Origin of the sequence: Bordetella muralis (genome assembly GCF_965139205.1) — a bacterium.
GTDB lineage: Bacteria > Pseudomonadota > Gammaproteobacteria > Burkholderiales > Burkholderiaceae_B > Bordetella_A > Bordetella_A muralis.
This window is the reverse complement of sequence record NZ_CBCSIU010000013.1, coordinates 42491-68632: the sequence shown is the minus strand read 5'-3', so window position 1 is coordinate 68632 and position 26142 is coordinate 42491. Positions and strand designations below refer to the sequence as shown.

Annotated in this window: 24 protein-coding genes and 1 pseudogene; 17 read left to right on the top strand and 8 right to left on the bottom strand. The window is 59.6% G+C overall.

The annotated features are described in order from the left end of the window. Positions 1–4: 4 nt before the first annotated feature. The gene (locus ACNA0I_RS18070; RefSeq protein WP_415807398.1) at positions 5–949 is read right to left on the bottom strand and encodes a response regulator; all 945 of its coding nucleotides are present in this window, start codon (positions 947–949) and stop codon (positions 5–7) included. Further along, positions 943–4341 carry an ATP-binding protein gene (locus ACNA0I_RS18065; protein WP_415807397.1) on the bottom strand — a complete coding sequence of 1133 codons (3399 nt, stop codon included), beginning with the start codon at positions 4339–4341 and terminating at the stop codon, positions 943–945. The genes ACNA0I_RS18070 and ACNA0I_RS18065 overlap by 7 nt, the downstream gene beginning before the upstream one ends. A 315-nt stretch (positions 4342–4656) precedes the next feature. Here ACNA0I_RS18065 and urtA point away from each other — a divergent pair, with 315 nt between their 5' ends. From urtA to ACNA0I_RS18025, 8 genes and pseudogenes are all read left to right on the top strand, one after another. Then, positions 4657–5853, top strand: coding sequence for an urea ABC transporter substrate-binding protein (gene urtA, locus ACNA0I_RS18060; protein ID WP_415807474.1), 1197 nt, complete (start codon positions 4657–4659; stop codon positions 5851–5853). 81 nt (positions 5854–5934) lie between these two features. After that, positions 5935–6852 (top strand): urea ABC transporter permease subunit UrtB, encoded by a 918-nt coding sequence (urtB, locus tag ACNA0I_RS18055; protein WP_415807396.1) that lies wholly within the window; start codon positions 5935–5937, stop codon positions 6850–6852. Between the two features lie 11 nt (positions 6853–6863). Then, the gene (gene urtC / locus ACNA0I_RS18050) at positions 6864–7973 is read left to right on the top strand and encodes an urea ABC transporter permease subunit UrtC (RefSeq protein ID WP_415807394.1); all 1110 of its coding nucleotides are present in this window, start codon (positions 6864–6866) and stop codon (positions 7971–7973) included. 2 nt (positions 7974–7975) lie between these two features. Then, positions 7976–8743, top strand: coding sequence for an urea ABC transporter ATP-binding protein UrtD (urtD, locus tag ACNA0I_RS18045; RefSeq protein WP_415807472.1), 768 nt, complete (start codon positions 7976–7978; stop codon positions 8741–8743). Between the two features lie 26 nt (positions 8744–8769). Continuing rightward, a pseudogene (locus ACNA0I_RS18040) lies at positions 8770–9143 on the top strand (ATP-binding cassette domain-containing protein); the annotation flags it as partial. A 1-nt stretch (position 9144) separates the two neighbouring features. Next, positions 9145–9462: ATP-binding cassette domain-containing protein (locus ACNA0I_RS18035; RefSeq protein ID WP_415807393.1), on the top strand; the 318-nt coding region annotated here is incomplete at its 5' end. A 65-nt stretch (positions 9463–9527) separates the two neighbouring features. Continuing rightward, a complete protein-coding gene (fmdA, locus tag ACNA0I_RS18030; protein WP_415807392.1) occupies positions 9528–10757 on the top strand; it encodes a formamidase in 1230 nt (409 codons plus the stop codon). 14 nt (positions 10758–10771) lie between these two features. Further along, on the top strand, positions 10772–11104 hold the full coding sequence (locus ACNA0I_RS18025; RefSeq protein ID WP_415807391.1) for a zinc ribbon domain-containing protein: 333 nt from the start codon (positions 10772–10774) through the stop codon (positions 11102–11104). 204 nt (positions 11105–11308) lie between these two features. Here the strand turns inward: ACNA0I_RS18025 and ACNA0I_RS18020 are convergent, their stop codons facing one another. Further along, a complete protein-coding gene (locus ACNA0I_RS18020) occupies positions 11309–12055 on the bottom strand; it encodes a class II aldolase/adducin family protein (RefSeq protein ID WP_415807390.1) in 747 nt (248 codons plus the stop codon). Between the two features lie 183 nt (positions 12056–12238). Here ACNA0I_RS18020 and ACNA0I_RS18015 point away from each other — a divergent pair, with 183 nt between their 5' ends. The 3 genes from ACNA0I_RS18015 (at position 12239) to ACNA0I_RS18005 (ending at position 15030) form a co-directional block, all read left to right on the top strand. After that, entirely contained in the window at positions 12239–13213 is a 975-nt protein-coding gene (locus ACNA0I_RS18015; protein WP_415807389.1) for a tripartite tricarboxylate transporter substrate binding protein, read from the top strand. A 77-nt stretch (positions 13214–13290) separates the two neighbouring features. Next, entirely contained in the window at positions 13291–14082 is a 792-nt protein-coding gene (locus ACNA0I_RS18010) for an SDR family oxidoreductase (protein WP_415807388.1), read from the top strand. 117 nt (positions 14083–14199) lie between these two features. Beyond that, positions 14200–15030 (top strand): IclR family transcriptional regulator, encoded by an 831-nt coding sequence (locus ACNA0I_RS18005; RefSeq protein WP_415807387.1) that lies wholly within the window; start codon positions 14200–14202, stop codon positions 15028–15030. Positions 15031–15053: 23 nt separating this feature from the next. On the opposite strand, the gene ACNA0I_RS18000 is transcribed toward ACNA0I_RS18005, so the two are convergent. Beyond that, positions 15054–15767 (bottom strand): tellurite resistance TerB family protein, encoded by a 714-nt coding sequence (locus ACNA0I_RS18000; protein ID WP_415807386.1) that lies wholly within the window; start codon positions 15765–15767, stop codon positions 15054–15056. A gap of 256 nt (positions 15768–16023) precedes the next feature. Here ACNA0I_RS18000 and ACNA0I_RS17995 point away from each other — a divergent pair, with 256 nt between their 5' ends. Then, positions 16024–16422, top strand: coding sequence for an OsmC family protein (locus ACNA0I_RS17995; RefSeq protein WP_415807385.1), 399 nt, complete (start codon positions 16024–16026; stop codon positions 16420–16422). Here ACNA0I_RS17995 and ACNA0I_RS17990 read toward each other — a convergent pair. Beyond that, positions 16397–17383, bottom strand: coding sequence for a LysR substrate-binding domain-containing protein (locus ACNA0I_RS17990; RefSeq protein WP_415807383.1), 987 nt, complete (start codon positions 17381–17383; stop codon positions 16397–16399). The genes ACNA0I_RS17995 and ACNA0I_RS17990 overlap by 26 nt on opposite strands. A 129-nt stretch (positions 17384–17512) precedes the next feature. Here ACNA0I_RS17990 and ACNA0I_RS17985 point away from each other — a divergent pair, with 129 nt between their 5' ends. The 3 genes from ACNA0I_RS17985 to ACNA0I_RS17975 all read left to right on the top strand — a co-directional run bounded on the left by ACNA0I_RS17985 (position 17513) and on the right by ACNA0I_RS17975 (position 21627). Then, positions 17513–19249, top strand: a complete 1737-nt coding sequence (locus tag ACNA0I_RS17985; RefSeq protein ID WP_415807382.1) for an IlvD/Edd family dehydratase — start codon at positions 17513–17515, stop codon at positions 19247–19249. Positions 19250–19348: 99 nt separating this feature from the next. Further along, positions 19349–20671: an MFS transporter gene (locus ACNA0I_RS17980; protein ID WP_415807381.1), complete on the top strand. Its 1323-nt coding sequence runs from the start codon at positions 19349–19351 to the stop codon at positions 20669–20671. 29 nt (positions 20672–20700) lie between these two features. After that, a complete protein-coding gene (locus tag ACNA0I_RS17975; RefSeq protein WP_415807380.1) occupies positions 20701–21627 on the top strand; it encodes a dihydrodipicolinate synthase family protein in 927 nt (308 codons plus the stop codon). Positions 21628–21797: 170 nt separating this feature from the next. On the opposite strand, the gene fabI is transcribed toward ACNA0I_RS17975, so the two are convergent. The 3 genes from fabI to gloB are packed head-to-tail and all read right to left on the bottom strand — an operon-like array spanning position 21798 to position 24837. Continuing rightward, a complete protein-coding gene (fabI, locus tag ACNA0I_RS17970) occupies positions 21798–22580 on the bottom strand; it encodes an enoyl-ACP reductase FabI (protein ID WP_415807379.1) in 783 nt (260 codons plus the stop codon). A gap of 54 nt (positions 22581–22634) precedes the next feature. Next, positions 22635–24014: a transglycosylase SLT domain-containing protein gene (locus ACNA0I_RS17965; RefSeq protein ID WP_415807378.1), complete on the bottom strand. Its 1380-nt coding sequence runs from the start codon at positions 24012–24014 to the stop codon at positions 22635–22637. A 10-nt stretch (positions 24015–24024) separates the two neighbouring features. Then, positions 24025–24837: a hydroxyacylglutathione hydrolase gene (gene gloB, locus ACNA0I_RS17960; RefSeq protein WP_415807377.1), complete on the bottom strand. Its 813-nt coding sequence runs from the start codon at positions 24835–24837 to the stop codon at positions 24025–24027. 20 nt (positions 24838–24857) lie between these two features. Between gloB and ACNA0I_RS17955 the strand changes: the two genes are divergently transcribed. Further along, positions 24858–25634, top strand: a complete 777-nt coding sequence (locus ACNA0I_RS17955) for a methyltransferase domain-containing protein (RefSeq protein WP_415807376.1) — start codon at positions 24858–24860, stop codon at positions 25632–25634. 42 nt (positions 25635–25676) lie between these two features. Continuing rightward, positions 25677–26138: a ribonuclease HI gene (gene rnhA, locus ACNA0I_RS17950; RefSeq protein WP_415807375.1), complete on the top strand. Its 462-nt coding sequence runs from the start codon at positions 25677–25679 to the stop codon at positions 26136–26138. Positions 26139–26142 lie beyond the last annotated feature (4 nt).

The following is a 26142-nucleotide window of genomic DNA, read 5'->3' as shown; positions in this document are numbered from 1 at the left end:
AGCACTACGTGTGATGCACGTGCTTCAGCGTCAATGCCGTGGCTGCCGCACGCGTTTCGACGCCGAGTTTCACGAAGATGTGTTCCAGGTGTTTGTTTACCGTGCGCGGCGCCATGCCGAGTATTTCTCCGATGTCCCGATTGGTCTTGCCTTTGGCCAGCCACAGCAGGACATCGGTTTCGCGCGCCGTCAGGCGATACTGTTCGGCGAGACGATGGCGTGGGTCGATAGGCAGCGGTTGTTCTTCGATCAGCAGGGTGAGCTCACCCTGCGTACCTTGTGGGCGTCTGGCCAGATGCATGACCAACTGACGATCGCCCCCGGGCTGGGTATAAGGGGCGATCCGATCGATCTCGGTGTGCCTCAAGGCTTCGCTGATCCAATGTTGCAGAGCTTGCGGCAGACCTGCTGCCTGGGTATCCAAGCCAAAATAAGTATGTAGCCATTGGCGTGCGCGCGCCGTTTTCCAGATCGGGTGACCGGCTTCGTCCAGTGCGATCACCGCGGTGTGGACGGCGTCGATGGCGTCGAGCGCGACGCTCATCAGCCGATGACTGCGCAAGTGAGCATTCAGGCGAGCCAACACCACATCGGTGTCCAGCGGTTTGGTGACATAGTCGATGCCGCCCGCTTGAAAACCGTGCACCACATGGTGGGTTTCCGTCAGCCCTGTCATGAAGACAATGGGTATGTGTGCGGCGCGATGATCGGCTTTCATTCGGCGGCAGGTTTCGAAGCCATCAATGCCAGGCATCATGGCGTCAAGCAGCACAATGTCCGGCGTGACGTAATCGAGGCGCTCCAGTGCCGCATGGCCATCGGTGGCGATCAGCACATCATAGCCAGCGTCGTCGAGCGCATTCGACAGCATTTTCAGGTTATCCGGGGCGTCATCTACCAGTAGCACCAGATGTTTGTCTTTGAGTTCGGCGGACATGATATTCAGCATGGTTTCTGCGTGAGCGTGGCGTGATGCTGCACATGATGCTTGAGCGTGCTTTGGTATTCGCCGAGTTGGAAGTTGCGTGCGAGGTCCATCAGGTGGTCGATGAGAACGGCGGCTTCAGGTTGGGTGCTGCGTATTGCCTCCAACCGTGCGAGGATGCCTTTGACATAACCCATGGCGCCAAGCTCGAGCAGAGCGTCGGTGTGCTGGGAGTCGAGCGCGATGCGATGCAACTCATCCATGCCCGGCGTCGGCGCCGGTGAGCTTTCGAGCTCCCGCCAACACAGTCCCAGGTGCCGGCCGATCTTGTCGAGCAGTTCATCCATGATGACGGGTTTGGTCAGAAAGTCGTCGTGCGCGTCTTGCGTGTCGTGGGGGCCGGGGCGTGCGTATGCCTTGGCCGAGAGGATGATGATAGGCACATGGACGCCGCGTGCACGCAACGTACGGCAAACGTCCCAGCCTTGCATATCTGGCATCGAGATGTCCATCAATATCAGGTCGGGCGTCAGTGCTTCGACGAGTTCCAGTGCGCTGGAGCCGTTGGCGGCCTCGTGCACGATAAATCCCAGCGGTTCCAGCATTTCGCGGACGACGAGTCGCTGTGAGGCCTGGTCATCGACGGTGAGCACCCGTTTAGGCACGCCCTCGTAGCCTACGATCTGGCCCTGTGGCAGGACGCCGGTGCGCGGCGCACGCACGGCAGGAAGGAACAATTTCAGGATAAAGACACTGCCTTGCCCGAGCGTGCTCTTGACAGTCAGCTCGCCGCCCATGATGCCGGTCAGCATGCGGCAGATTGTCAGGCCCAGGCCGCTGCCAGTGTCGGCTTGCTCTTCACCTGCCCAACTGCGTTCGAATGGCAAAAAGATGCGTTCCAAGTCCGCCGCGGGAATACCCGCGCCGCTGTCTTCGATTTCGAACTGAGCGATATCCGAGACATGGCGCACGCGAAAACTGACATGTCCTTGTTGAGTGAACTTGACGGCGTTGCTCAGCAGATTGATCAGGATCTGGCGCAGCCGCTTCTCGTCGACCTGGACGATGCGCGGCAGGTTGTCCGAGGGTTCATAGGTGAATTGCAGTCCTTTGAGCGTGACCTGGGGCCGGAACATCATGACGACTTGATCCAGGAACTCAGGCAATCGGAGTTCATGGTTTTCGAGTTTGAGTTTGCCGGCTTCAATGCGCGCCACATCCAGCAGGCCGTCGATCAGCCCGATCAGATGCTTGCCGCTGCGGTGAATCACGTCGATCGCTTCACGCCTTTGTTCCGGTAAAGCGGGATCTCGCGCCATGATTTGCGCGTAACCCAGAATGCTGTTCAACGGCGCACGCAACTCATGACTCATGCCGCTCATAAAACGGCTCTTGGCCAGGTTGGCGCTTTCCGCCGCTTCTTTGGCGCGCTGCAGTTGTGCATCGGTTTGCTCATGCGCTGCGATCTCCCGCAGCAATAGATGCGTTTGCCGATCCGACTCTTCTTGGGCGACTTGGCGGCTTTCGTTGGTCAGTACCAGCCACCAGGCTGCGACCCCGCCGATCAGAATGAGGGCGGCAAAGAGCTTGATGAAAGCCGCCTTCAGCGTACTGATGTCAGCGCCATTGCGGGTATAGGTCACGGCCTCTTGAAAATACAGCAGCGCCATGATTGAGGCCAGCAGCCCCGCCATGACGCCAAGGATGATCAAGTAGTGAGTCAGGCGCGAGTGAAATAGCGGCGTCATGGGCCCGGGAAAAATGCGCCGTAGCGCAGTACCCAATTGATCTTGAGCGCGCGATTCGGATTTACAGCGATCATGGCAGCGCGCGTCCAGCGTGCAGCATAGCGAGCAGATCGCTCCGTTGTAGGCGGGGCAATGCGCCATGTCGGGTGGCTCAAAGGTATTGGCGCAGATGACGCATTTCGACTCGAGCGCGTGTGTTGCGTTGGGCTGGCGGGCCAGGTTGTAGCGTCCGCGAGTTCTCCATGCAATCAGCGGCGCCGCTACGAACGTGGTCGCCAGTGCAATGAATGGCGATAGTGCCTGAGCCATCGCACCAAAGGCCCCGCCGAAGGCCAGCAGCGATATCGTGAGCGAGATCATCATGCTGCCCACGCCGACAGGATTGATGTCATACAGGTGCGCGCGCCGGAACTCGATGCTGGCTGGGCTCAGGCCCAGGGGCTTGTTGATGACGAGATCGGCCACCAGCGATCCGATCCAGGCCAGCGCCACGTGGGCAAAGATCGCCAGCACATGTTCCAGGGCGTCGAAGACACCCAGTTCCATGAGGCCAATGGCAATCATGACATTAAAGACCAGCCAGACGACGCGGCCTGGATGACTGTGGGTAAGGCGGGCAAAGAAGTTGGACCATGCCAGCGACCCCGCATAAGCGTTGGTCACGTTGATCTTTACCTGTGAGATGACGACAAAGACCGCCATGGCGATCAACGCCAGACCCGGGGTGGAGAACACATACTGATAGGCGACCCAATACATGTGCGTGGGATCGGCGGCTTTTTCCATGCTGACGCCGTGACCCAACGCCAGATAGGCCAAAAAGGCGCCGCCCAGCATCTTGAGCGCGCCGGGAATGATCCAGCCCGGACCGGCGCAGAGCAGGGCAGTCCACCAACGCCATCGGTTCGCGGGTGTCTGCTGTGGCAGAAAGCGCAGAAAGTCGACTTGTTCGCCAATCTGCGTGACCAGCGATGCGGCAACGGCGGACCCCGCGCCAAATAGCAGGATATCGAAATGACCGTTGTCGCGGTGATGGCCTGCGAAGCTCAGCAATCCATCCAGCGCCTGGGGCTCTTTGAACAGGATAAAGGCGTAGGGGACGATCAACAGGATCAACCAGATCGGCTGTGTCCAGTTTTGCAGGCGGTTGATCAGGGTTATCCCATATGTGACCATGGGAATGATGGCCAGGGCGCACAGCAGATAACCCAGCGTCAGCGGCAGGCCTGTCGCCAACTCGATGGCCAGCGCCATGATGGCCGCCTCCAGCGCAAAGAAGATGAAGGTAAAAGACGCGTAGACCAGCGAAGTCAGGGTAGACCCCAGGTAGCCGAAGCCTGCGCCTCGTGTCAGCAGGTCCATGTCCAGACCGTGGCGCGCGGCGTAGTACGAAATCGGCAACCCTGTCAGAAATACGATGAGCGAGACGGCAACAATCGCCCAGAAGGCATTGACGAAGCCGTAGTTCAGCGCCAGCGCGCCGCCAATGGCCTCCAGCGCCAGGAAGGACGCTGCACCGCCGGCGGTGTTTGCCACCCGGAACAAGGACCACTTGCGAAACGAATGCGGTGTGAACCGCAGGGCGTAATCCTCCAGCGTTTCGTTGGCGACCCAGGTGTTGTAGTCGCGTCGAACCTTGACGATGCGTTGAGAGGCGCTGGGATCCACGGCAATTTGTTCCAGATTGGACGACCGATGTAGTGGGCGACGCAGGGATCTCGGGCGCGTGAGCCACGTGATATGCGTCGAATGACGTAGATACGGTTTTACCTGCAGGCGGTCGCATCGCCACTACGTCAATCAACGTATATTGCGCCGCAGCATTGGTGCCTAGTATTGCACCGTATCCCGGTCAAACGCCAGCATTTGCTGGGGCGTATCCGGTCAATGGTGGCATTCATCCGCTAGGAGCAATTGATGGCTCGCAAACCTGAGTTAAACGATGATCTGATCTCCCCGGCCCGCCGACGCATGGCGTTGGCGATGGCTGCCCTGCCGTTGATGGGCGTGCCGGTGCTGTCCAGGGCCGCCGGGCCGGCGACGGCCGCGGTCAACACGACGGGCCTGGCCGTGACCGACACAGAGGTCATCGTCGGGCAACTGCACTCTGCCACAGGGACGATGGCCATCAGCGAGACGGGGTCGATCCAGGCCGAGCGTCTGGCCATCGAGCAGATCAATGCAATGGGTGGCGTGCTCGGACGCACGATCAAGGTCATTCAGGAAGACGGCGCCTCCGATTGGCCGACATTCGCCGAAAAAGCACGCAAGCTGCTGGTCAGCGACAAGGTCGCCACCGTGTTTGGCTGCTGGACCTCGGCCTCGCGTAAAGCGGTGCTGCCGGTGTTCGAGAAAGAAAACGGCCTGCTCTATTACCCCACGTTCTACGAAGGGTTGGAGCAATCCAAAAACGTCTTCTACACAGGACAAGAGGCAACGCAACAGATCTTGTCGGGGCTGGATTGGATCAATCGCGAAACCAAAGCCAAGACGTTCTACCTGATCGGCTCGGACTACATCTGGCCGAGGACGTCCAACAAGATCGCGCGCAAGCACATCGAGAACGTGCTCAAGGGCGAGGTCGTAGGCGAAGACTACTATCCGTTGGGCCATACGCAGTTCGGCTCGCTGATCAACAAGATCAAGCTCAAGAAGCCGGATGTGATCTATGCCATTGTGGTCGGCGGCAGCAACGTGTCGTTCTATAAGCAACTCAAGGCGGCAGGGGTGACTGCGGCCAAGCAGACCTTGTTGACCATCTCGGTGACTGAGGACGAATTGCTGGGTATCGGTGGCGAGAATGCCGAGGGCTTTTACTCGTGCATGAAGTATTTCCAAAGCCTGGACAATCCGAACAACAAGAAATTCGTCGAAGCCTTCAAGGCCAAATACGGCGCGAATGCCGTGATCGGGGATGTGACGCAGGCGGCGTATCTCGGACCTTGGCTGTGGAAAATGGCGGTCGAGAAAGCTGGCAGTTTCGATGTGGACAAGGTCGTGGCTGCCTCGCCTGACCTGGAATACAAAGAAGCGCCGGAAGGCTACGTCAAGATCGATCCGAACCACCACCTGTGGAGCAAGACCCGTGTGGGCAAGATCAGGCGCGATGGGCAGTTCGACGTGGTCTATGAAACCCCCGAGTTGATCAAGCCCGATCCCTTTCCCAAGGGTTATCAATAAGCAGTTGCCTGACACGTTGTCACGCCGAGTGCCCCGGGCCAGCCCCCGGGGTTTGCCCCAAATCGCTTTGAAGGCTGCGGTATGGAATCCTTATCCGAGTTTGGCGCCATCCTGTTGATGCAGGGATTCAATGGCCTGTCTGTATTCAGCGTGTTGTTGCTGATGGCGTTGGGACTGGCCCTGATTTTCGGGCAAATGGGCGTGATCAATATGGCCCACGGCGAATTCCTCGCCGTGGGGGCGTACACCACCTATTTGTCGGCCACGCTGGTGCAGACCTATGCGCCCGCCTTCACGCCCTATTATTTTCTGTTCGCGGTGGTGGCGGCTTTTGTGGTGGCGTTTGCATTGGGGTGGCTGGTCGAATGGGCCATGATTCGCCACTTGTATCGACGGCCGTTGGATACGTTGCTGGCGACCTGGGGGCTGTCCTTGATCATGCAGCAGTCGCTGCGCTCGATTTTCGGACCGCGCGAGGTCAGCCCGGAGATGCCGGAATGGCTGATGGGTTCTTGGCAGCCCATGGAGGGAGTGGACATCCCCATCAACGGACTGTTTGTCATGGTGCTGACGTTCCTGATGACGGCCAGTCTGATTTTGGCCTTGTTTCGTTCCACGTGGGGACTGCACGTGCGCGCCACCGTGCAGAATCGCGCGATGAGCGGGGCGGTGGGCATAGACACTCGCCGTGTCGATCGCGTGACTTTTGCATTGGGATGCGGGATTGCCGGAGTCGCGGGCGCTGCGTTTACCACCATCGGCGCGACGGGCCCTACGAGCGGATCGCTGTACATCGTCGATACGTTTTTGACTGTGGTCTTTGGTGGCGCAGCCAGTTTGCTGGGAACGGTCGCTTCGGCGTTTCTGATTGCTCAGACGCAGTCGGTGTCAGAGTTCTTTATGACGGGCTCCATGGCCAAGGTTCTGACCCTCACGGGCATTGTCATCATCCTGATGCTGCGTCCACAAGGGCTGTTCTCCATCAAAACGCGTAAATAAGGAGCCTGGCGATGTCGAGTTTCTACAAGAATGTGCTGGGCGCGCGCGAAGGCATGATCGGCTTGGGGATACTGGCCGCTCTTGTCTTTGTCGTGTTTCCGTTGGCGCTGGATGTCTTTCGCTTGAATCTGGTGGGCAAGTATCTGTCTTATGCCTTTGTGGCCATCGGCCTGGTCATGTGCTGGGGATATGGCGGCATTCTTAGCCTCGGGCAGGGCGTGTTCTTTGGGCTCGGGGGCTATTGCATGGCCATGTTCCTGAAGCTGGAGGCGTCTACGCCACAGGCTACGGCGATCCAGTCTACGCCCGGAATTCCGGATTTCATGGATTGGAACCAGTTGACGGCCTTGCCGCTGTTCTGGGAACCATTCAAAAGCTTTACCTTTACCTTGGTGGCAATTCCATTGATTCCGGCTTTGCTGGCCCTGGTTCTGGGCGCGGCGATGTTCAAGCGTCGTGTGGGAGAGGTGTACTTTGCCATTGTGACGCAAGCAGTGGCGTTGATCCTCTCAGTGCTGATCATCGGACAGCAGGGGTACACCGGCGGAGTCAATGGCATTACCGATCTCAAGACCTTGTTAGGTTGGGATATCCGTAGCGACAGTGCACGTGTGTTGCTGTACTTCATCAATGGCGCGCTGTTGTTCGGCTGCATCCTGTTCGGAAAATTCCTGCTGTCCTCCAAGCTCGGAAAATTGTTGATGGCCATGCGCGACAAGGAAGAGCGCGTACGGTTTTCCGGCTATGACGTGGCGAATTTCAAAGTGTTCATCTTTGTCGTGGCGGCGATTTTCTCGGCAATTGGCGGGGCCATGTTCACCTTGCAGGTCGGGTTCATGTCGCCGTCTTTTGTGGGTATTGTGCCTTCGATCGAGATGGTGATCTTTGCCGCGGTGGGAGGACGCCTGTCGTTGTTGGGTGCGGTGTATGGCACTTTGATCGTGAATTTTGGCAAAAGCTATTTTTCGGAAACCTTTCCCGAGGTCTGGTTGTTCTTGATGGGCGGATTGTTCATCGCGGTGGTGATGGCATTTCCGAACGGCCTGGCTGGTATTTACAAAGACTATGTACGGCCCAGGCTCGCGTTGCGTCGCGGTCGTGTTGTCCGGGAGGCGCTATGACTATGCCGATGATTGGTGCGCTGCCCGAAGGCAAGAATGAGTTTGCCCTGTACGTAGAGGGGCTGACCGTGGCGTTCAATGGTTTCGTCGCGGTCAATGACTTGAATTTATATGTGGAAAAGGGCGAGACGCGCGTGGTGATAGGCCCGAACGGTGCCGGCAAGACGACCGTGTTGGACCTGATCTGCGGGCGAACGAAGGCGACCTCGGGATCGATTCGATTCAAGGATATCGAGCTGACTACGATGAGCGAGCACAAGATCGTGCGGGCAGGCGTCGGCCGGAAGTTTCAAACTCCCTCGATCTATGAAACGCTCACGGTCCGCGAGAATCTGGAGGTTTCCTTTCCTCGTGGCCGTACGGTGCTGGGCGCCCTGGCATTCAGATTGACTGCCGATGTCGTAGCGTGCGTAGAAGAAGTCGCCGAACAGATATTCCTGTCGACGCATCTGCATCGCCCCGCGGAATTGCTGTCGCATGGGCAAAAGCAGTGGCTGGAGATCGGCATGTTGCTGATGCAGGCACCCGAACTCATGATGCTGGATGAACCTGTTGCCGGGATGAGTGTGTCGGAGCGGGAAAAGACCGCTGAACTATTGAATCGCATCGGCAAAGACCGGTCGATGATCGTCATTGAACACGATATGGAGTTTGCGCGGCATATCGCCGACAAGGTCACGGTACTGCATCAGGGAAAGGTACTGGCGGAAGGGTCGATGGATCATGTGCAGAATGATCCTCGCGTCATCGAAGTCTATCTGGGTCACTGAGTGTGGCGCGGCGAGAGGGGTTCGCAATGTTCGAAGTGAAAGGACTGCAAGCGGGTTATGGCCAGAGTCGTGTCGTGCATGGTGTGGATCTGAATGTGGCTCAAGGGGAGATCCTGGCCATCATGGGGCGCAACGGCATGGGCAAGACGACTTTGTTCAAGACGCTGGTCGGCATGTTGCCCGCTCAGGGCGGGGATATTTCCATTGACGGTCAGCGTGTTTCGGGATTGGAGAGTTTCAAACGCGTGCGACGTGGCATCGCCTATGTGCCCCAGGGACGCATGATTTTCCCGACGCTGACTGTGGAAGAAAACATTCGCACCGGGCTGCGCGGCCGTGCATTGGCAGACCCTATCCCCGACGAGATCTATGCCTTGTTTCCGGTGTTGCACGAGATGCGNCGCCGCCGCGGCGGCGATCTGTCCGGCGGGCAACAACAACAGTTGGCGATTGCACGCGCCTTGGTCACGCAGCCCAAAGTCCTGATGTTGGACGAGCCCACCGAAGGAATCCAGCCGTCGATCATCAAGGACATTGCCCGAAGTTTGCTGGAAATCAGATCGATGAAAAATCTGGCGATCATTGTTTCCGAGCAAGTCCTCAGTTTCACCTTGCAGATTGCCGATCGTTTGATCGTGATCGATCGTGGCCGCTTTGTGTTGGAAAGCACGCGCGCCGAGGTCGATGAACAAAGCATCAGCAAATATTTGTCCGTCTGATTTCTCACCCGATCCCGTTTCGCTGTCGCTGCAGCGTCTGTTCCCGCCTTTCCAAGGAGACTTCCATGGCAGAAACTTTGATCAAAGTCGATTTGAGCCAATCGCCCTACGAGAACGAACAAGTACACAATCGCTGGCATCCGGATATTCCGATCGCAGTGTGGGTCAAGCCGGGGGACGATTTTGTGCTGGAGACCTATGATTGGACGGGCGGCGCCATCAAGAACGATGACAGCGCCGACGACGTACGTGATGTGGATCTGAGCACCGTGCACTTTCTGTCTGGGCCAGTCGGTGTCGAGGGCGCGGAACCCGGCGATCTGCTGGTGGTCGATTTGCTCGATATCGGCGCCAAACAAGAAAGCTTGTGGGGTTTTAACGGATTCTTCAGCAAGCAGAATGGCGGCGGATTCCTGACGGATCATTTTCCCCATGCGCAGAAATCGATCTGGGATTTCGAGGGGATGTTCACGAAGTCGCGCCACATTCCTGGTGTGCGCTACGCCGGCCTGATTCACCCCGGATTGATCGGTTGCCTGCCTGATCAGGCGATGTTGGACGAATGGAATCGGCGCGAGCAAAGCTTGATTGATACCGAGCCGGCGCGTGTCCCGCCGTTGGCCAATCCGCCGTTTGCCCAGACGGCTCATATGGGCAAGTTGTCGGGCGCGGCGCGGGATAAAGCGGCCGCCGAGGGTGCGCGCACGGTGCCGCCGCGCGAGCACGGCGGCAATTGCGATATCAAGGATCTGTCGCGCGGTTCGCGGGTCTTTTTTCCTGTGTATGTGAAAGGCGGCGGCCTGTCGGTCGGCGATCTGCATTTTTCACAAGGAGATGGCGAGATCACGTTCTGCGGTGCCATTGAAATGGCCGGCTGGGTGCATATGCGGGTGTCGGTGATCAAACAGGGAATGACCAAGTACGGCATCAAGAATCCGATCTTCAAACCCAGCCCGATCGTGCCCAACTACAAGGATTATCTGATTTTTGAGGGGATCTCGGTCGACGAGCAAGGCAAGCAGCACTATCTGGATGTGCATATCGCTTATCGGCAGGCATGCTTGAACGCGATTGAATATCTGAAGAAATTTGGTTATTCCGGGGCGCAAGCGTATTCCATATTAGGGACAGCGCCGGTGCAGGGCCATATCAGTGGGGTGGTCGATATTCCTAATGCCTGCGCGACCCTGTGGCTGCCCACTGAGATTTTCGATTTTGATATCCAGCCTGGCGCCGACGGCCCGATCAAGCATATCAAGGGGGATGTCGATATGCCTGTGTCGTACGATCTTTGAGTCGAGGTCGTTCCATGCCTATGTATGAGTATTGTTGCGAGGCCTGCGGGCCGTTTGACGCGCTCAAGCCTCTGTCGGAATTCAGGGCGCCCGCTGCCTGCCCGGAATGCGGATGTTCCGCGCCACGAGTGGTGGGCAACGCGCCAGCGTTGTCCACGCTATCTGAGGCCGTACGCCGCGCGCATGCGATAAACGAGAAGAGCGCCGATGCGCCGCGCAGTACGCGTTCGGGGCACGGAATGAACTGCGGATGCTGCGCAACGCGGTCTCGTCCCGGCAAAACCCGGCGTACGGCCGATGGCGGCAAGACGTTCCAGGGGGCGAGACCCTGGATGATCAGCCACTGATTGTTCATTGCCCCGCATCGGCCACGGAAGGTGCAAGCCGTAGTTGATGCGGGCCATGTCTAGATCGGTTGTTACGAGGGTGGGTAAGGAGATGCCACACTGCCGCGCTTGTTTTCTGAGCATGGCCGCATGCTGTTCGGGGCTTGTCATATGCGTGGTCTTGCCGTTGCGTCGCAGCGCGTATGGCATGCCGCGCACGCGGCTTCAGTCCTGATAACCCGGATTACGCCTGTCCAGATAGCGCAGCATGGCTGGCCATTCCATCAAGCCGAATGGCCGGCGGACGGTCGGCTGATAAAGATGATGGGTTCTATCAATGACGGCCTGTGGCGGCATCGTCAGGGCGGCACCAGAGCACATGGCGTCGACTTGCGCGCGGCAAGCCATCTCCAGCCAGTACATGGCATTGAATGCCTCGGCGATGCTGGGGGATGCGACCAAGAGCCCATGATTGCGCAGGATCATGGCGTCCTGTTTACCCAGATCGGCGACCAATCGGGCGCGCTCATCCAGATCGATGGCGACGCTTTCGTAGTCGTGATAGGCGATGTCCTTGAATCGCATCGCCGTTTGCGTCAGGGGCAGTAATCCCTCTTTCATACATGAGACGGCCATGCCGGCACGCGAATGCGTGTGAATCACGCAGCCTACATCGTGGCGTGCGCCATGGACTGCGCTGTGGATGACGTAGCCTGCCTGATTCAGCCCGAGGTCTGTGTGCGGATTGTCTAGGACCTCACCTTGAACATTGATTTTGATCAGGCTCGACGCGGTGATCTCCTCGTACATGTAGCCATAGGGGTTGATCAGGATTTCGTCGTCCGTGCCCGGGATGCGCACGGTGATGTGGTTGTAGATCAGGTCGCTCATCCCGAACAGCGGCATCAATCGATAACAGGCGGCGAGATCGATGCGGGTCTGGCGTTCTGCGTCGCTATAGGCTTGCGTCATTTCTGTGTGACTCCAGGCTAAATGGATCGGCGTTTTTCATGATAGGCGCGATGTGTCTTTTGCTGCACATACTCCCGCTAGGGTAAGCCCGGATCTCGTCAGTGTGGTGAAGCTGCCTATAATCTGTCCATAAAATAAACACTATGACCATAATGTGGTCAAATTTAATATGGAGAGAGATAGATGAAGCGTCGTGCATTCAATCGCTGCATGGTGTCTGCGCTGTTGGGCGCCATGGCGGCAATTGCCGCCATTCCTGCAGCACAGGCGCAGAGTTTTCCGAGCCGGCCGGTGGAACTGGTGGTGCCGTTTGCCGCAGGCGGTGGCACGGACGCGTTGGCGCGCGCCATGAGCGATGCGTCGCGCAAGCATTTTCCCCAGCCTATCGTGATACTGAACAAGCCGGGCGCGGCAGGCGGAATCGGCCTGACGGATGTCGCCAGGAGCGCCCCGGACGGCTACAAGCTGGCCCTGGTGACGGCGGATATGGTGATCATTCCGCATTTGGGGTTGACCAAGACGACGCACGAAAGCTTTACGCCGATCATTCAGCTCAATGCAGATCCGTCGGCGATCACGGTAGCGGCCGATTCACCGTACAACACGATCGAAGAGTTTCTGGAGGCCGCCCGCGCCAAGCCTGAGACGATGCAACTGGGCAATGCGGGAGTGGGCTCCATCTGGCATTTGGCTGCGGCGGCGCTCGAGGACAAGACCGGCGTGAAGTTCAATCACATCCCGTTCACAGGCGGAAACCCCGCTGTATTGGCGCTGCTGGGAGGCCATATTGATGCGGTGGCAGTCAGTCCCGCAGAGGTCATCCAATACGTGAAAGCCGGAAAACTAAAGACGCTGGCTGTGATGGCGGATCAACGAGTCAAAGGCTTTGAGAATGTACCGACGCTGAAAGAGCGCAACATCGATCTGTCTATCGGTACATGGCGAGGCATCGCCGCGCCGAAGGGCACGCCTCAGCCTGTGCTGGATACACTGGGCGAAGCTTTTCGCAAAGCGGCAGCGGAAGACAGCCTGAAGAAATTTATGGATGAACAGAATCTGGGCTATGTCGTCGAGGACCAGAAAGTGTTTACCGCACAGATCGAGCGCGACAATGCTACCTTTAAGGCTCTGATCGAAAAATTCAACATGAAGCCGTAAGCGTTGTGTGCGGCGTGTTTCCCTTTGGGGTCAGCACGCCGAAGGCGTAGCGTGGCTTTTTAGACGAGGAATCAAGGATGGATTTAGGAATCGCGGGCAGGACTGCCCTGGTGGGCGGGGCAAGCAAGGGCCTGGGCTACGGCTGCGCGTTGGCGCTGGTGCGCGAAGGCGTGAATGTGGTGATCGTCGCGCGCGGCGCAGAGGCGCTGAATGCGGCACAGCAGCAGTTGCTGCAGGCTCGTTCGAATGCTGACACCTTTGTCAAAGCCGTGGCCGTCGATATCACGACGCCGCAGGGTCGCGACGCTGTGTTTGCCGAGCACCGCGATTACGATATCGTCGTGACGAATGCGGGCGGCCCGCCTCCCGGTGATTTTCGCGAATGGGATCGCGAGCAGTGGCTCAAGGCCGTCGAGGCCAACATGCTGACGCCGATTGAGTTGATCAAGGCCACGGTGGACGGCATGGCCGAACGTGGCTTTGGGCGTATCGTGAACATTACGTCCAGTGCGGTAAAGGCGCCGATCGATGTGCTGGGCTTGTCCAATGGCGCGCGCACCGGGTTGACCGGTTTCGTGGCGGGTGTGGCGCGCAGCGGCATCGCGGCCCACGGCGTGACGATCAATAATTTGCTGCCCGGAGCATTCGAGACGGATCGCCTGAAGGCGACGATGGCCGCTGCGGCCTCCAAGACCGGCAAAGAGGTCGATGCGTTGCGCGCCGCACGGCTGGCCGGAATCCCTGCCAAACGTTTCGGCAACGCCGAGGAGTTCGGCTCGATCTGCGCGTTTTTGTGCAGCGTGCAGGCGGGCTACATGACAGGGCAAAACGTGCTGGCCGACGGCGGTACATATCCTGGCACTTTCTAGGCGTTCCGCGTGTTGGGCTTTGTCTGACGGGCTCCGTACAATACGCAGACAGTGTGGGCGTCTCCTTGTGTGGCCGCCCACACTTCGCCATGTTTCGATTCGCCATCATTGATTGCCATGCCAGCCTCTACGTCCGTCGCGTCTCCTCCCACCGCCCAGGTCGCAGGGACTGCTGCATTCTCAAAGTTCATGCATATATTGCAGCTGGTGGCGGACACGTCGGATCCGATGACCATTGCAGAGCTCAGCAAGCTGAGCGGTTATCCGCGTCCTACGGTGTACCGCACCGTGGCCGCTTTGCTGGCCGAACGTTTGTTGGCCGAGCATCCCCATACGGGAAAATTGACGCTGGGGCCACGTTTGATTCAGTTGGCCAGCCGCAGCTGGGGGCGTTCGGAGTTGCGTTTGGCGGCTGTCGAGGCGCTCAAGCAGCTACGCGATGTGACGGGTGAGACCGTCCATCTGGCGGTGCCCAATGGCCAGCACATGGTCTACATCGAAAAGCTCGAAAGTCCGAGCGCCGTGCAGATGAACTCGCGCATCGGGACCAACGTTTCCTTGCATTCGACGGCGGTGGGCAAGGCTTATCTGGCGATGCTGGACAGAGCGTCGCAGCAAGCCGTGTTAGAGACATTGCCGCAGCCGTTGCCGCACTATATGCCGAACACGGTGAAAGACCTCAAGGCCTTGCGTGGGGTGCTGGAGCAGGTCCGTCAGCGTGGCTGGGCGGTGGACGACGAGGAAAACGAGGCGGGCATTTATTGTTTTGGCGCGCCGATTTTTGGCCGTGACGGTATGCCGGTCGCGGCGATCAGCGTCAGTACGCTGCGCTTTCGCCAAAAACCCGACCCCGGGACGGCTTATGTCGCGCCGCTGCTGCAGGCCTGCCGGGCGATCAGCCAGCGTCTGGCCGAGACGCCGGCGTTGTCTTCTGCGGATATGTTGTAGGGCCTGTCTGAGAGGCCCTGCCATTACGCCGGTGTTTTCACCTGGCTTTCCAGGTGTGCCTTCAAATCAGGCGCCAGCTTGAGTTGGCGTGCCAGTTCGTCCAGGTAGGCGCGTTCCATGTAGCTTTCTTCGTCGACCATGATGAGGCTGGCCAGGTACATTTCCGCGCCCATCTCGGGGCTTTGGGCGGCGGCGGCAATGGCGCTGGGGTCGAGCGGCCGGGCCAGTTCAGCCTCCAGCCACCGGCGGTCGGCTGCGTCTGTGGACAGCTTGCCGAGTTCTGTTTCCAGTAGCTGACGTTCTTCGGGGCCGATGTGGCCGTCGGCCTTGGCCGCGCCGATCATGGCCGTCAGCACGGCTGAGCTGTGCTGCTCGAGCTGGCTCGCGGGCAGGCTCTGGAAGGACTCGGCCGTCAGCGCGGGCGTCGTTGCTGCAGCCGGCGCCGATGCGGGCTGCTGAGCCTGCTTTTTCTGCCAATCACCGTATGCGCGATAAGCCAGCGCGCCCAGGGCTGCCATGCCGCCGTACATGGCGACTTTGCCGCCCACCTTGCGGGCCTTTTTGCTGCCTAGCAGCAGGCCCAACGCACCAGCGCCCAAGGCGCCGCCGCCCAGTCCGGTCAGAAAGGACGACGTGTTGCCGCCGCCAGAGGTGGCGGATTGCACTCGTGCGCTGGCATCACGGGCCAGACCCTGGCCGGATTGCAGAAGTTGTTCTAAAAGCTGGCGGGCGCTCATGAAAGGCGGGCTCCTGTCGAGAATGCGGAACAATATCTGACTGCCTGGGGGCCAGGAAGTTCAGTTTTCTGTCAGGATGCAAGATTACGCGGTATCTCTGGGGGAACGTCGTCGGAAAATGCTACAAATAGCAAGAAGGCCCGTCGCATAACGTCCGCCGGTGCGCGAACGCACTGCAAATCAAACCTGTCCCGCCGCATTGCGGCTGCGTCCCTTTTCTGCCCGGTATGAATACCGAGGCTTTTCGGAGCAAAAAATGACCATTCGCGTCCGCCAGAATGCCCCACGTACCATGGAATTCACAGCGATGGCCGAAGGCCACTCGCTGCCGTTGGCCATGCCTCAACCGCAAGGCGACGGCCCTGATCCGCATGATTATTTCGACACGGCTCTGGGGGGATGCAAGGCGCTGACAGTGCTGTGGTACGCCCAGCGCAAGGAAATGCCTCTGGAGTCCATCGATGTCGACGTCGTGCGGGACGCATCGGAGGAGCGCAAGGGGGTGTATCGCCTGACCGCCAAGCTCACGCTGCACGGCGAACTCAGCGATGCCCAGATCGACGAGCTGCATTCCGTGGCAGAGAAATGCCCGGTGCACAAGTTGATGACGGCGGTGGATGTACAGGTGTCTACGTTGGTGGTGCGGCCGCAATAGCAGGCGCAGCATGCCGCGGCGACTCCGTCCGAGCGCCAGCACGGGCGCGCAGTATCTCCAGCAAACGTGCTGTCGCCGGTGATAGCAGACGGTCGTTACGGGTGATGAGACCGTAGTCGTCCATCTGGCAGGGCATCGGCAGCGGCAAGGTCGCGACCAGACCGCATGCCGAGTAGTACCTGGCCACGTCGATAGTCAGGACAGCCAGCATGTCGCTGCGTTCGAGCAGGCTGGTGATGAACAGCAGGGCCTGGCTTTCCACGACGCTCGTCGGGGGCCGCAGGCTGGCGTGCTGGAACATCAATTCGAAACGGTGGCGCAGCACCGAGCCCATGGGTGGCACGATCCAGCTTGCGTCAGCGACCTGTTCCAATGAGAGCTCAGGCTGTTGCAACAGGGGATGGCCGAGGCGCGCGACGGCGTTGACTGGCTCGAAATCCAAGGGCTCGAAATTCAGCGCCAGCTTGTCGTGTTCGGGCGATAGGCGTCCGATAACCAGGTCCAGCCGCTCCTGGGCCAGGCGTTCCAGCAGCAAATTGCTGCTTTCGACTTCAACAGCGATGGTCATCCGTGGCCATTGTTGTTTGATCTCGGCAATCGCCGCGGGCAGCAGACTGACCGCGGGCGAGGTAATGGCGCCGATACGGATGTGGCCCGCTTGTCCGTCCTTGAGATGGGCAATTTCATCGCGCGCCTGATCGAGACTTTCAACCAACAGCCGTGCATGGCGAATCAGCGCCTGCCCATATTCCGTGGGCCGTACGCCGCGTGGCAAGCGCTCGAACAAGGGGACATCCAGCATGTGCTCCATTTCTCGCAGCATCTTGGAGGCTGCGGGCTGTGTCATGGATAGCGCGGCGGCTGCGCGGTGGATGTTGCCCGTTTCCGCCAGCGCGACGAGCAACAGCAGATGGCGTGTCTTCAGCCGCGAGCGGATATACCAGGGCTGGGGGTTGAGCATAGGGTTTTCGAGAATATGTAAATTGATATCGAAAGCGGCTGTATTTTCATTAGAACGATAACAAAAAAGTATCTACATTAGCGCTTCCTGCCGCGACGACGGCATAGCGATTCCCGGAAGAGACACAATATGACCGACAAATCCAAGCCCAAGCTGCGTTCTGCCGAATGGTTCGGCACCAACGATAAAAACGGCTTTATGTACCGCAGTTGGATGAAGAACCAAGGGCTGCCGGATCATGCGTTCGATGGGCGTCCGGTCATCGGCATCTGTAATACCTGGTCCGAGCTGACCCCCTGTAATGCGCATTTCCGCAAGATCGCCGAACACGTCAAGCGCGGCGTGTACGAGGCGGGAGGTTTTCCGGTCGAGTTTCCGGTGTTCTCCACTGGGGAATCCAATTTGCGCCCCACCGCGATGCTGACGCGTAACCTGGCGGCGATGGACGTGGAGGAAGCGATACGCGGCAATCCGATCGACGCGGTGGTGTTGCTGTGCGGCTGTGACAAGACGACGCCTGCGTTGCTGATGGGCGCAGCGAGCTGTGATGTGCCAGCTATGGTGGTGACAGGCGGTCCGATGCTCAACGGCAAACTGGATGGCAAGAATATCGGTTCGGGTACGGCGGTGTGGCAGTTGCACGAGTCGCTCAAGGCCGGCGAGATCGATCTGCACAAGTTCTTGTCGGCCGAGGCAGGGATGTCGCGTTCGGCGGGTACCTGCAACACCATGGGTACGGCATCGACGATGGCATGTATGGCGGAATCGCTGGGCGTGAGCTTGCCGCACAATGCGGCGATTCCTGCGGTGGATTCACGTCGCTACGTGCTGGCGCATATGTCGGGCCGGCGCATTGTCGAGATGGCGTTGGAAGGCCTGACGCTGTCGAAAATTCTCACGCGCGAAGCGTTTGAAAACGCGATTCGCACGAATGCGGCAATCGGCGGTTCGACCAATGCCGTCATCCATCTGAAGGCCATCGCGGGCCGCATTGGCGTGCCGTTGGAGTTGGAAGACTGGACGCGCGTGGGGCAGGGCATGCCGACGATTGTCGACCTGATGCCCTCGGGGCGTTTCCTGATGGAAGAGTTCTACTATGCCGGCGGCTTGCCTGCCGTGCTGCGCCGCATGGGCGAGGCCGGGTTGTTGCCGCATCCGCAGGCGCTCACTGTCAATGGCCATACGATCTGGGACAACGTCAAAGACGCGCCCATCTACGATGACGAGGTGATTCGTCCGCTGGATAACCCGCTGATCAACGATGGCAGCATTCGTATTCTGCGCGGCAATCTGTCGCCTCGCGGCGCGGTGCTCAAGCCCTCGGCGGCAACGCCCGCGTTGCTCAAGCATCGTGGCCGGGCCGTGGTGTTCGAGAATCTGGAACACTACAAAGAGCGCATCGTCGACGAGGACCTGGACGTCGATGCCGACTCGGTCCTGGTCATGAAAAATTGCGGTCCGCGTGGTTATCCGGGCATGGCCGAGGTCGGCAATATGGGACTCCCCCCCAAGCTGCTGCGCCAGGGCATCAAGGATATGGTGCGCATTTCCGATGCGCGTATGAGCGGCACGGCATATGGCACGGTCGTGCTGCATGTGGCGCCCGAGGCGGCAGCCGGCGGACCGCTTGCCATTGTGCAAGACGGCGACTGGATCGAGCTCGATAGCGACGCTGGCCGCCTGCATCTCGATATTCCCGAAGACGAGTATCAGTGTCGCATGGCGACCGTGCAGAAGAATGCTGCTCCCGCCGACGGCGGCTATCGGCGTCTCTACGTCGATCACGTGCTGCAGGCCGACGAAGGTTGCGATCTGGACTTTCTCGTCGGTCGCCGAGGGTCGGCAGTGCCGCGCCATTCGCATTGACATCAAGACCAGGATGACGATTCGTGCCGAGCCCTTTGTTGCAGGGTTCGCGTAGCGCTGAGTCGTCATTCTGTACAGAAATTAAAACGGAGACCAATAATGACTACTGTCGCATCCAGCGGCCAGTTGGCCGCGCCCGCCACCGCCGAGCAAGGAGAAGAGTCACGCATCATCGGCATGCTCGTGCGCAAGCTGCTGCCTTTTTTGGCGTTGATCTATATCGTGGCGTATATCGATCGCGCTGTGGTGGGCTTTGCCAAGCTGCATATGAATGCCGACATCGGCATCAGCGAAACCGCCTATGGCATTGGCGCGGGATTGTTTTTCATCGGTTATTTCTTGTTTGAAGTCCCCAGCAATCTGGCGCTGGAGCGCTTTGGCGCGCGTCGGTGGTTTGCGCGTATTTTGTTTACGTGGGGCGCGATTACGATGGCCATGGCGTTGATCCATAACGCCACGACGTTTTATATCGCGCGGTTTTTGCTGGGTGCGGCTGAAGCGGGGTTGTACCCCGGCATCCTGTATTTTCTGACCAAATGGTTTCCGTTGCGCCACCGGGCGCGCATCATTGGACTATTGGTGCTGGCCCAGCCGATTGCCTTGATCGTGACCGGGCCGATGGCGGGCTTGTTATTGGACGGGAGTGGATGGTTTGGGCTCTCGCCTTGGCAGACGCTGTTTGTGGTGAGCGGCCTGCCGGCGGTATTGCTGTGCTTACCGACTCTGCGCATTTTGCCGGAGTCGCCTGCGACGGCGAAGTGGTTGAGCGCGGATGATCGCGCCTGGATCGAACGCGAGCTGGCTGCCGATGCCTCTACGCATGCATTGAAATCACATGGCAATCCCCTCAAGGCGTTGGCCGATAAACGCGTGCTGATGCTGGCATTGCTGTTCCTGCCGTTTCCGCTGGCGATTTACGGTCTGTCGATGTGGTTGCCGACTATCATCAAACAGTTCGGTGTGACCGACTCGATGACGGGGTTCTTGTCTGCGGTGCCTTATTTGTTCGCGGTGGTGGGCCTGCTCATTGTGCCTCGGCATTCGGACAAGCACGGCGAGCGCTATTGGCATATCGCTATCGTGTCAGGGGCTGCGGCGATTACCTTGGCCGCCAGCGCCTGGTTTACGTCGCCGGCGCTGCAGTTTTTCTTTATTTGCCTGACCGCGTTTTCCATTTACTCTATCCAGGCCGTGGTCTGGGCGTTGCCTGGGCAGTTTCTCACTGGCAGCAGCGCCGCGGTGGGTATTGCGATGATCAATTCGCTGGCGAATCTGGGCGGATATATCGGCCCGTTCGGTGTCGGCTATATCAAGGACGCTACCGGCAGCACCTCGGGCGGTTTGTATTTTCTGGCCATCATGCTGGTGTTTGCGGTGGTGATGACCTTTGTCGTGCGGGCCGCGTTGGACGGCAAGCGCTGATTTGATGGATTTGATACGGAACACATAACATGGCTCATCCTTCGACACCTTATCGTGGCATTTTCCCGGTCGTGCCGACCACGTTTCATGAGGACGGTACGCTGGATCTGGCCAGCCAGAAACGCGCCATTGACTTCATGATCGATGCCGGCGTGGACGGACTGGCGATTCTGGCTAATTTTTCCGAACAGTTTTCGCTGGCCGACGATGAGCGCGACGTGCTGACGCGCACGGCACTGGAGCATGTGGCGGGGCGTGTCCCGGTGATCGTGACGACCTCTCACTATGCCAGTCAGGTCTGCGCGCAGCGCAGCCGCCGCGCACAGGATCTGGGGGCGGCGATGGTGATGGTGATGCCGCCTTACCACGGTGCGACCTTTCGGGTGCCAGAGGCCGGGATAGCGGAGTTTTATGCCCGTGTGTCAGATGCCATCGACATTCCGATCATGGTGCAGGACGCGCCTGCCAGCGGTACTGTGCTGTCCGCGGCGTTCTTGGCGAAATTGGCGCGGGAAGTCGAACACGTTTCGTATTTCAAGATCGAAACCGCCGGCGCGGCGGCCAAGCTGCGTGAATTGATCCGTTTGGGCGGCGATGCGATCGAAGGCCCGTGGGACGGCGAAGAGGCCATTACGCTGCTGGCCGACCTGCACGCTGGCGCGACCGGCTCGATGACGGGCGGCGGTTTCCCCGATGGGATTCGCCCCATTATCGAAGCGTTCCGAACCGGAGATGCCGATGCGGCCTTTACGCTGTATCAGCGTTGGCTGCCACTGATCAACCACGAGAACCGGCAGGCCGGCATGCTGGCAGCCAAGGCGCTGATGAAAGAAGGCGGCGTGATTGCCTGCGACGCACCCCGCCATCCTCTGCCGCCGATGCACCCCGAAACACGGCGTGAGCTGCTCGATATCGCACGCCGGCTCGATCCGCTGGTGTTGCGCTGGGGGCGCTGAGATGCTTGGGTGAAAGCTGGTTTGTTCCTGGCGCGAGCGCTTTGACATCGACGCGGCGCTGCCCACGGTGACAGCCTGAATGCAGAACGTCCTAGCGCTTAGCCAAAAAAACGCCCCGACGAGGGGCGTTTTTTGTTGGTCGCTGACCTTAGCGGCGGGGCGCTAGCAGCTTATTCCATGCCCGGTGTGACCGTCGAGAAACCCGCATCGACGTGGGTGATTTCACCCGTCACGCCGGCAGCCAGGTCCGACAGCAGGAAGGCGGCGACGTTGCCGACTTCTTCGATGGTGACATTGCGGCGCAGCGGAGCATGGGCCTCAACGAATTTCAGGATCGAGGAGAAGTCCTTGATCCCGCTGGCGGCCAGGGTCTTGATCGGGCCAGCCGAGATGCCGTTGGAGCGGATGCCGCGCGGGCCGAGCGCTGTCGCCAGATAGCGGACGCTGGCTTCGAGCGAGGCCTTGGCCAGGCCCATCGTGTTGTAGTTGGGGACAACACGTTCGGCGCCGAGGTAGGTCAAGGTCAATACGGATGCCTTGCGGCCCTCCATCAGGGGCAGGGCGGCCTTGGCCAGGGCGGGGAAACTGTAGGCCGAGATATCGTGGGCGATGCGAAAGCCCTCGCGTGAGAGGCCATCCAGAAAATCGCCTGCGATGGCTTCGCGCGGGGCAAAGCCGATCGAGTGCACCAGTCCGTCCAGGCCATCCCAGCGTTTGCCTAATTCAGCGAATGTTTCCTCGATCTGGCTGTCTTCGGCCACATCGCAGGGCAGCACGATATCGCTGCCGAATTGGGCGGCGAATTCGCCGACGCGGTCTTTGAAACGGTCGCCCACATAGGTGAAAGCCAGTTCAGCGCCTTGTTGGTGGCAGGCTTGTGCAATGCCGTAGGCGATGGAACGGTTGGAAAGCACCCCGGTGACCAGAATGCGTTTGCCGGCGAGAAAGCCCATGTGTCGTGTCCTATGAATTCCGTGCGGAAAGGCAGCTATTTTAAAGCGTAACGATCAGCCTCGCGTGCCGGTGCCCGGCACGCGCAGTTGTGCGCCGACTTTCAGGTTGCTGCCCTTCATGTTGTTGAGCGCGCGCAAGGCGTCGACCGAGGTGCCATAGCGCCGGGCGACGCTGCTCAGGGTGTCGCCCGAGCGCACTTTGTGAGTGCGCACGTTGGGGCGAGTTGCCGTGGTGCGTCGAGCCGAGCGAGAGGCGGGCGGGACGGCTACGCCGGCCGGGGTTTCGAGAGAGGCCAGTTGGACGCCGCCAGGCTCGCTGGCCGGGATCAACAGACTGGCGCCGCTGGCAGATTTGGTGCGGCGGGAGACGCCGTTGGCACTGCGCAGCGCCACTTCGGTGACGCCAAAACGCTTGGCGATCGAGGCATAGGATTCGCCGCGGCGAGGTTGGTAGACCTTCCAGGAGCTCAGATCGCCCTTATAGGCTTGCAGATTGGCATTGAACTTGTCCACGCGATCTGTCGGCAACAGCAGCGTGGGCTGGTGTTCGCCGCGGATAATCGGACGGTTGAACGAGGGATTCAGGGCTTTGAATTCCTCGAGCGGCATTTCTGCGAGCCGGGCCGCGACTTCGAGGTCGATGTCGCGGTTCTTGCGCACCATGGCGAAATAGGGCGAATTGTCGACGGGGGGCAGAACGACCGCGTATTTACGCGGGTTGGCGATGATGTTCTTGATGGCCTGCAGCTTGGGAACGTAGTTGCGCGTTTCCTCGGGCATGTTCAGCGACAAATAGTCCGAGGACAGATTGGCGGCTTCGTTTCGGGCCATCGCGCGCTGTACCGAGCCTTCGCCCCAGTTGTATGAGGCCAGGGCCAGATACCAGTCGCCCTGCATTTCGAACAGCTTTTCCAGATAATCCAGCGCGGCGTAAGTCGAGGCGATGGGGTCACGCCGTTCGTCGCGCCACCAGTCTTGCTTCAGATTGAAATACTGGCCCGTCGCGGGGACAAACTGCCAGAGGCCAGATGCCTGGGAGCGCGACAGCGCCGTGGGGTTGTAGGCGCTTTCGACAAAAGGCAGCAAGGCCAGCTCGGTGGGCAGGCCGCGGCGGTTGATTTCGTCAACGATGAAATACAGATACTTGCCGGCCCGCTCGGCCATGCGCTGAACCGATTCGGGGTGGGCCGCATAGTAGTCAGTCCATTCCTGCGCCAGTTCGGTGTTCAGGTTGGGGATGGCGAAACCGCGGCGGATACGGTCCCAGGCATCTACGGGGGGATTGGTCAGATCGACAGTACGCGAGGTGTCTGCTGCGACATACTGCTGCTTGTTGTTGGTGGAGGGGGCCAGCGTCGCCGATTGGCGCGGCGTGCCGGCACAACCGGCAAGGATGGCGAGAACAACAGGTAGCAGAAGTCTAAACAAGGTCATCGGGTCATTGTCACTTGAAATCGTTTTTCCATTCACGCAAAGCCGCAAACGTGGCCACAGGCGTGTCCAACGCTAGTCCGGACTGCTGGCGGGCAGCCTGAATGACAGCGGCTTGGCTGGTGCGCAAGAACGGATTGGTGTCCAATTCTAGTGCCATAGTGGTCGGCACGGTAGGACAGCCGTGTTCGCGTAATTGCTGGGCCCGCTGATACCACTGTTGCAGGGTATGGTTGGCAGGTTCAACTGCCATGGCCCAGCGCAAGTTGGATAGAGTGTACTCGTGCGCACAGCAAACCTGTGTATCGGCGGGTAAGGATATGAATTTTGCCAGAGAGGCGTGCATTTGTGCGGGCGAGCCCTCAAATAACCGGCCACAGCCGCCCGCAAACAGGGTGTCGCCGCAAAACAATACGGGTTTTTCCTGGTCCTGGACCTGGCCAAAGTAAGCAATGTGTCCAGCTGTATGTCCCGGAACGTCCAGGACTGATAGCGTCAGGCCGACCTCAGGCAGGGTGACGTGGTCGCCCTCGACGAGTCGGACATCGCAGTGCGGCAGACGTTCGTTTGCAGGGCCGTAGACGGTGGCCGGGGCATGGTGCAGCAATTCAAGCACACCTCCGACATGGTCGCCGTGGTGATGGGTGAGTAGAATGGCGCGCAGTTGCAGCCCGCGCTGCGCAATCAGGTCCAGCACCGGTCCGGCTTCGCCCGGGTCCACCACGACGGCATTATTTCCGCGCACGATGGCCCAGATATAGTTGTCGGAAAAGGCGGGCAGCGGCAGGATAGGGCCGTCGCCATTCGTGACGGGCAGAGTTTGCATCATTTTTCAGGAACGTCGACGTGACCGAGGAAACTCCGCCGATTGTAGAACTAGCCGAGTGGTTCCAGACACCGCCAGGGCAGTATGTCCTGGCGTGGGAGCGCTCGCAGTTCGACGCTATCGTGGCGGATGTGTTCGGATATTACGCTTGGCAAGTCGGTTTTGCAGAGTTTAATTTGCTGCAGGCCAACCGGATGCCCTTCAAGGGCTGGGTCGGAGCGCAGATGCCCGGCCCCGAGCAGGCGGCCCTGTGGCAAGGGTGTGTGGTGGCGAGTCCCGACGCATTGCCGTTCGAATCGCAAAGCGTGGACTTGCTGGTGTTGCCGCATGCATTCGAGTGCACGGACTCACCGCACGACGTGCTGCGCGAGGCCGAACGTGTGCTGATGCCAGAGGGGCGCCTGGTGATCTCGGGTTTCAATCCCTGGAGCCTTTGGGGCGCGCGCAACCGGACTCCCGGTATGGAGCCCTGGCTGCCGCTGCCGCCTTCGGCTCAGGTATCCTTGCCGCGCCTGAAGGATTGGCTGAAGCTCATGTCATTCGATGTCGGGTCGGGCCGTTTTGGCTGCTATGCCCCGGCATGCCGGACCGAAAAATGGCTGCAGCGATGGCACTTCATGGAAACCTATGGCCAGCGTTGGTGGGCATTGGGCGGGGCGGTCTACGTGGTGTCCGCCGTCAAGCGGGTGGCGGGTATGCGATTGGTCGGCCCTGCCTGGAAATCCGCCAAACGCCGCCGTCGCACCCGCGCCGCACCGGTCGTCGTCAATCGCGAAGCCGGGCCGGGCAAAACGTGATGAGACGTCAAGGGTGTCTCGTCGGACTTAACAGTAGGAACAATGCAAACAAACAACGATAGCGGTCTGCAGGTAGAAATGTGGACGGATGGGGCATGCAAAGGCAATCCCGGGCCGGGTGGCTGGGGGGTGTTGATGCGTGCCGGCGCACACGAGAAGACGCTGTATGGGGGGCAAGCCGGTACGACCAACAACCGCATGGAGTTGCTGGCCGTGATCGAGGGCCTGCGCGCGCTCAAGCGGCCATGCAAGGTACGGATTCATACCGACTCGCAATATGTCATGAAGGGCATGACCGAGTGGCTGGTCAACTGGAAACGCCGCGGGTGGATGACTGCGGATAAAAAGCCGGTGAAAAACTCAGAGCTCTGGCAGGCGCTGGATGAACAGGTCTCGCGCCATCAGGTGGATTGGCGCTGGGTGCGCGGTCATGCCGGGGACCCGGGCAATGAGCGTGCTGACGCACTGGCCAATCAGGGCGTGGAGAGCGTGCGAAAGGGATAACTTT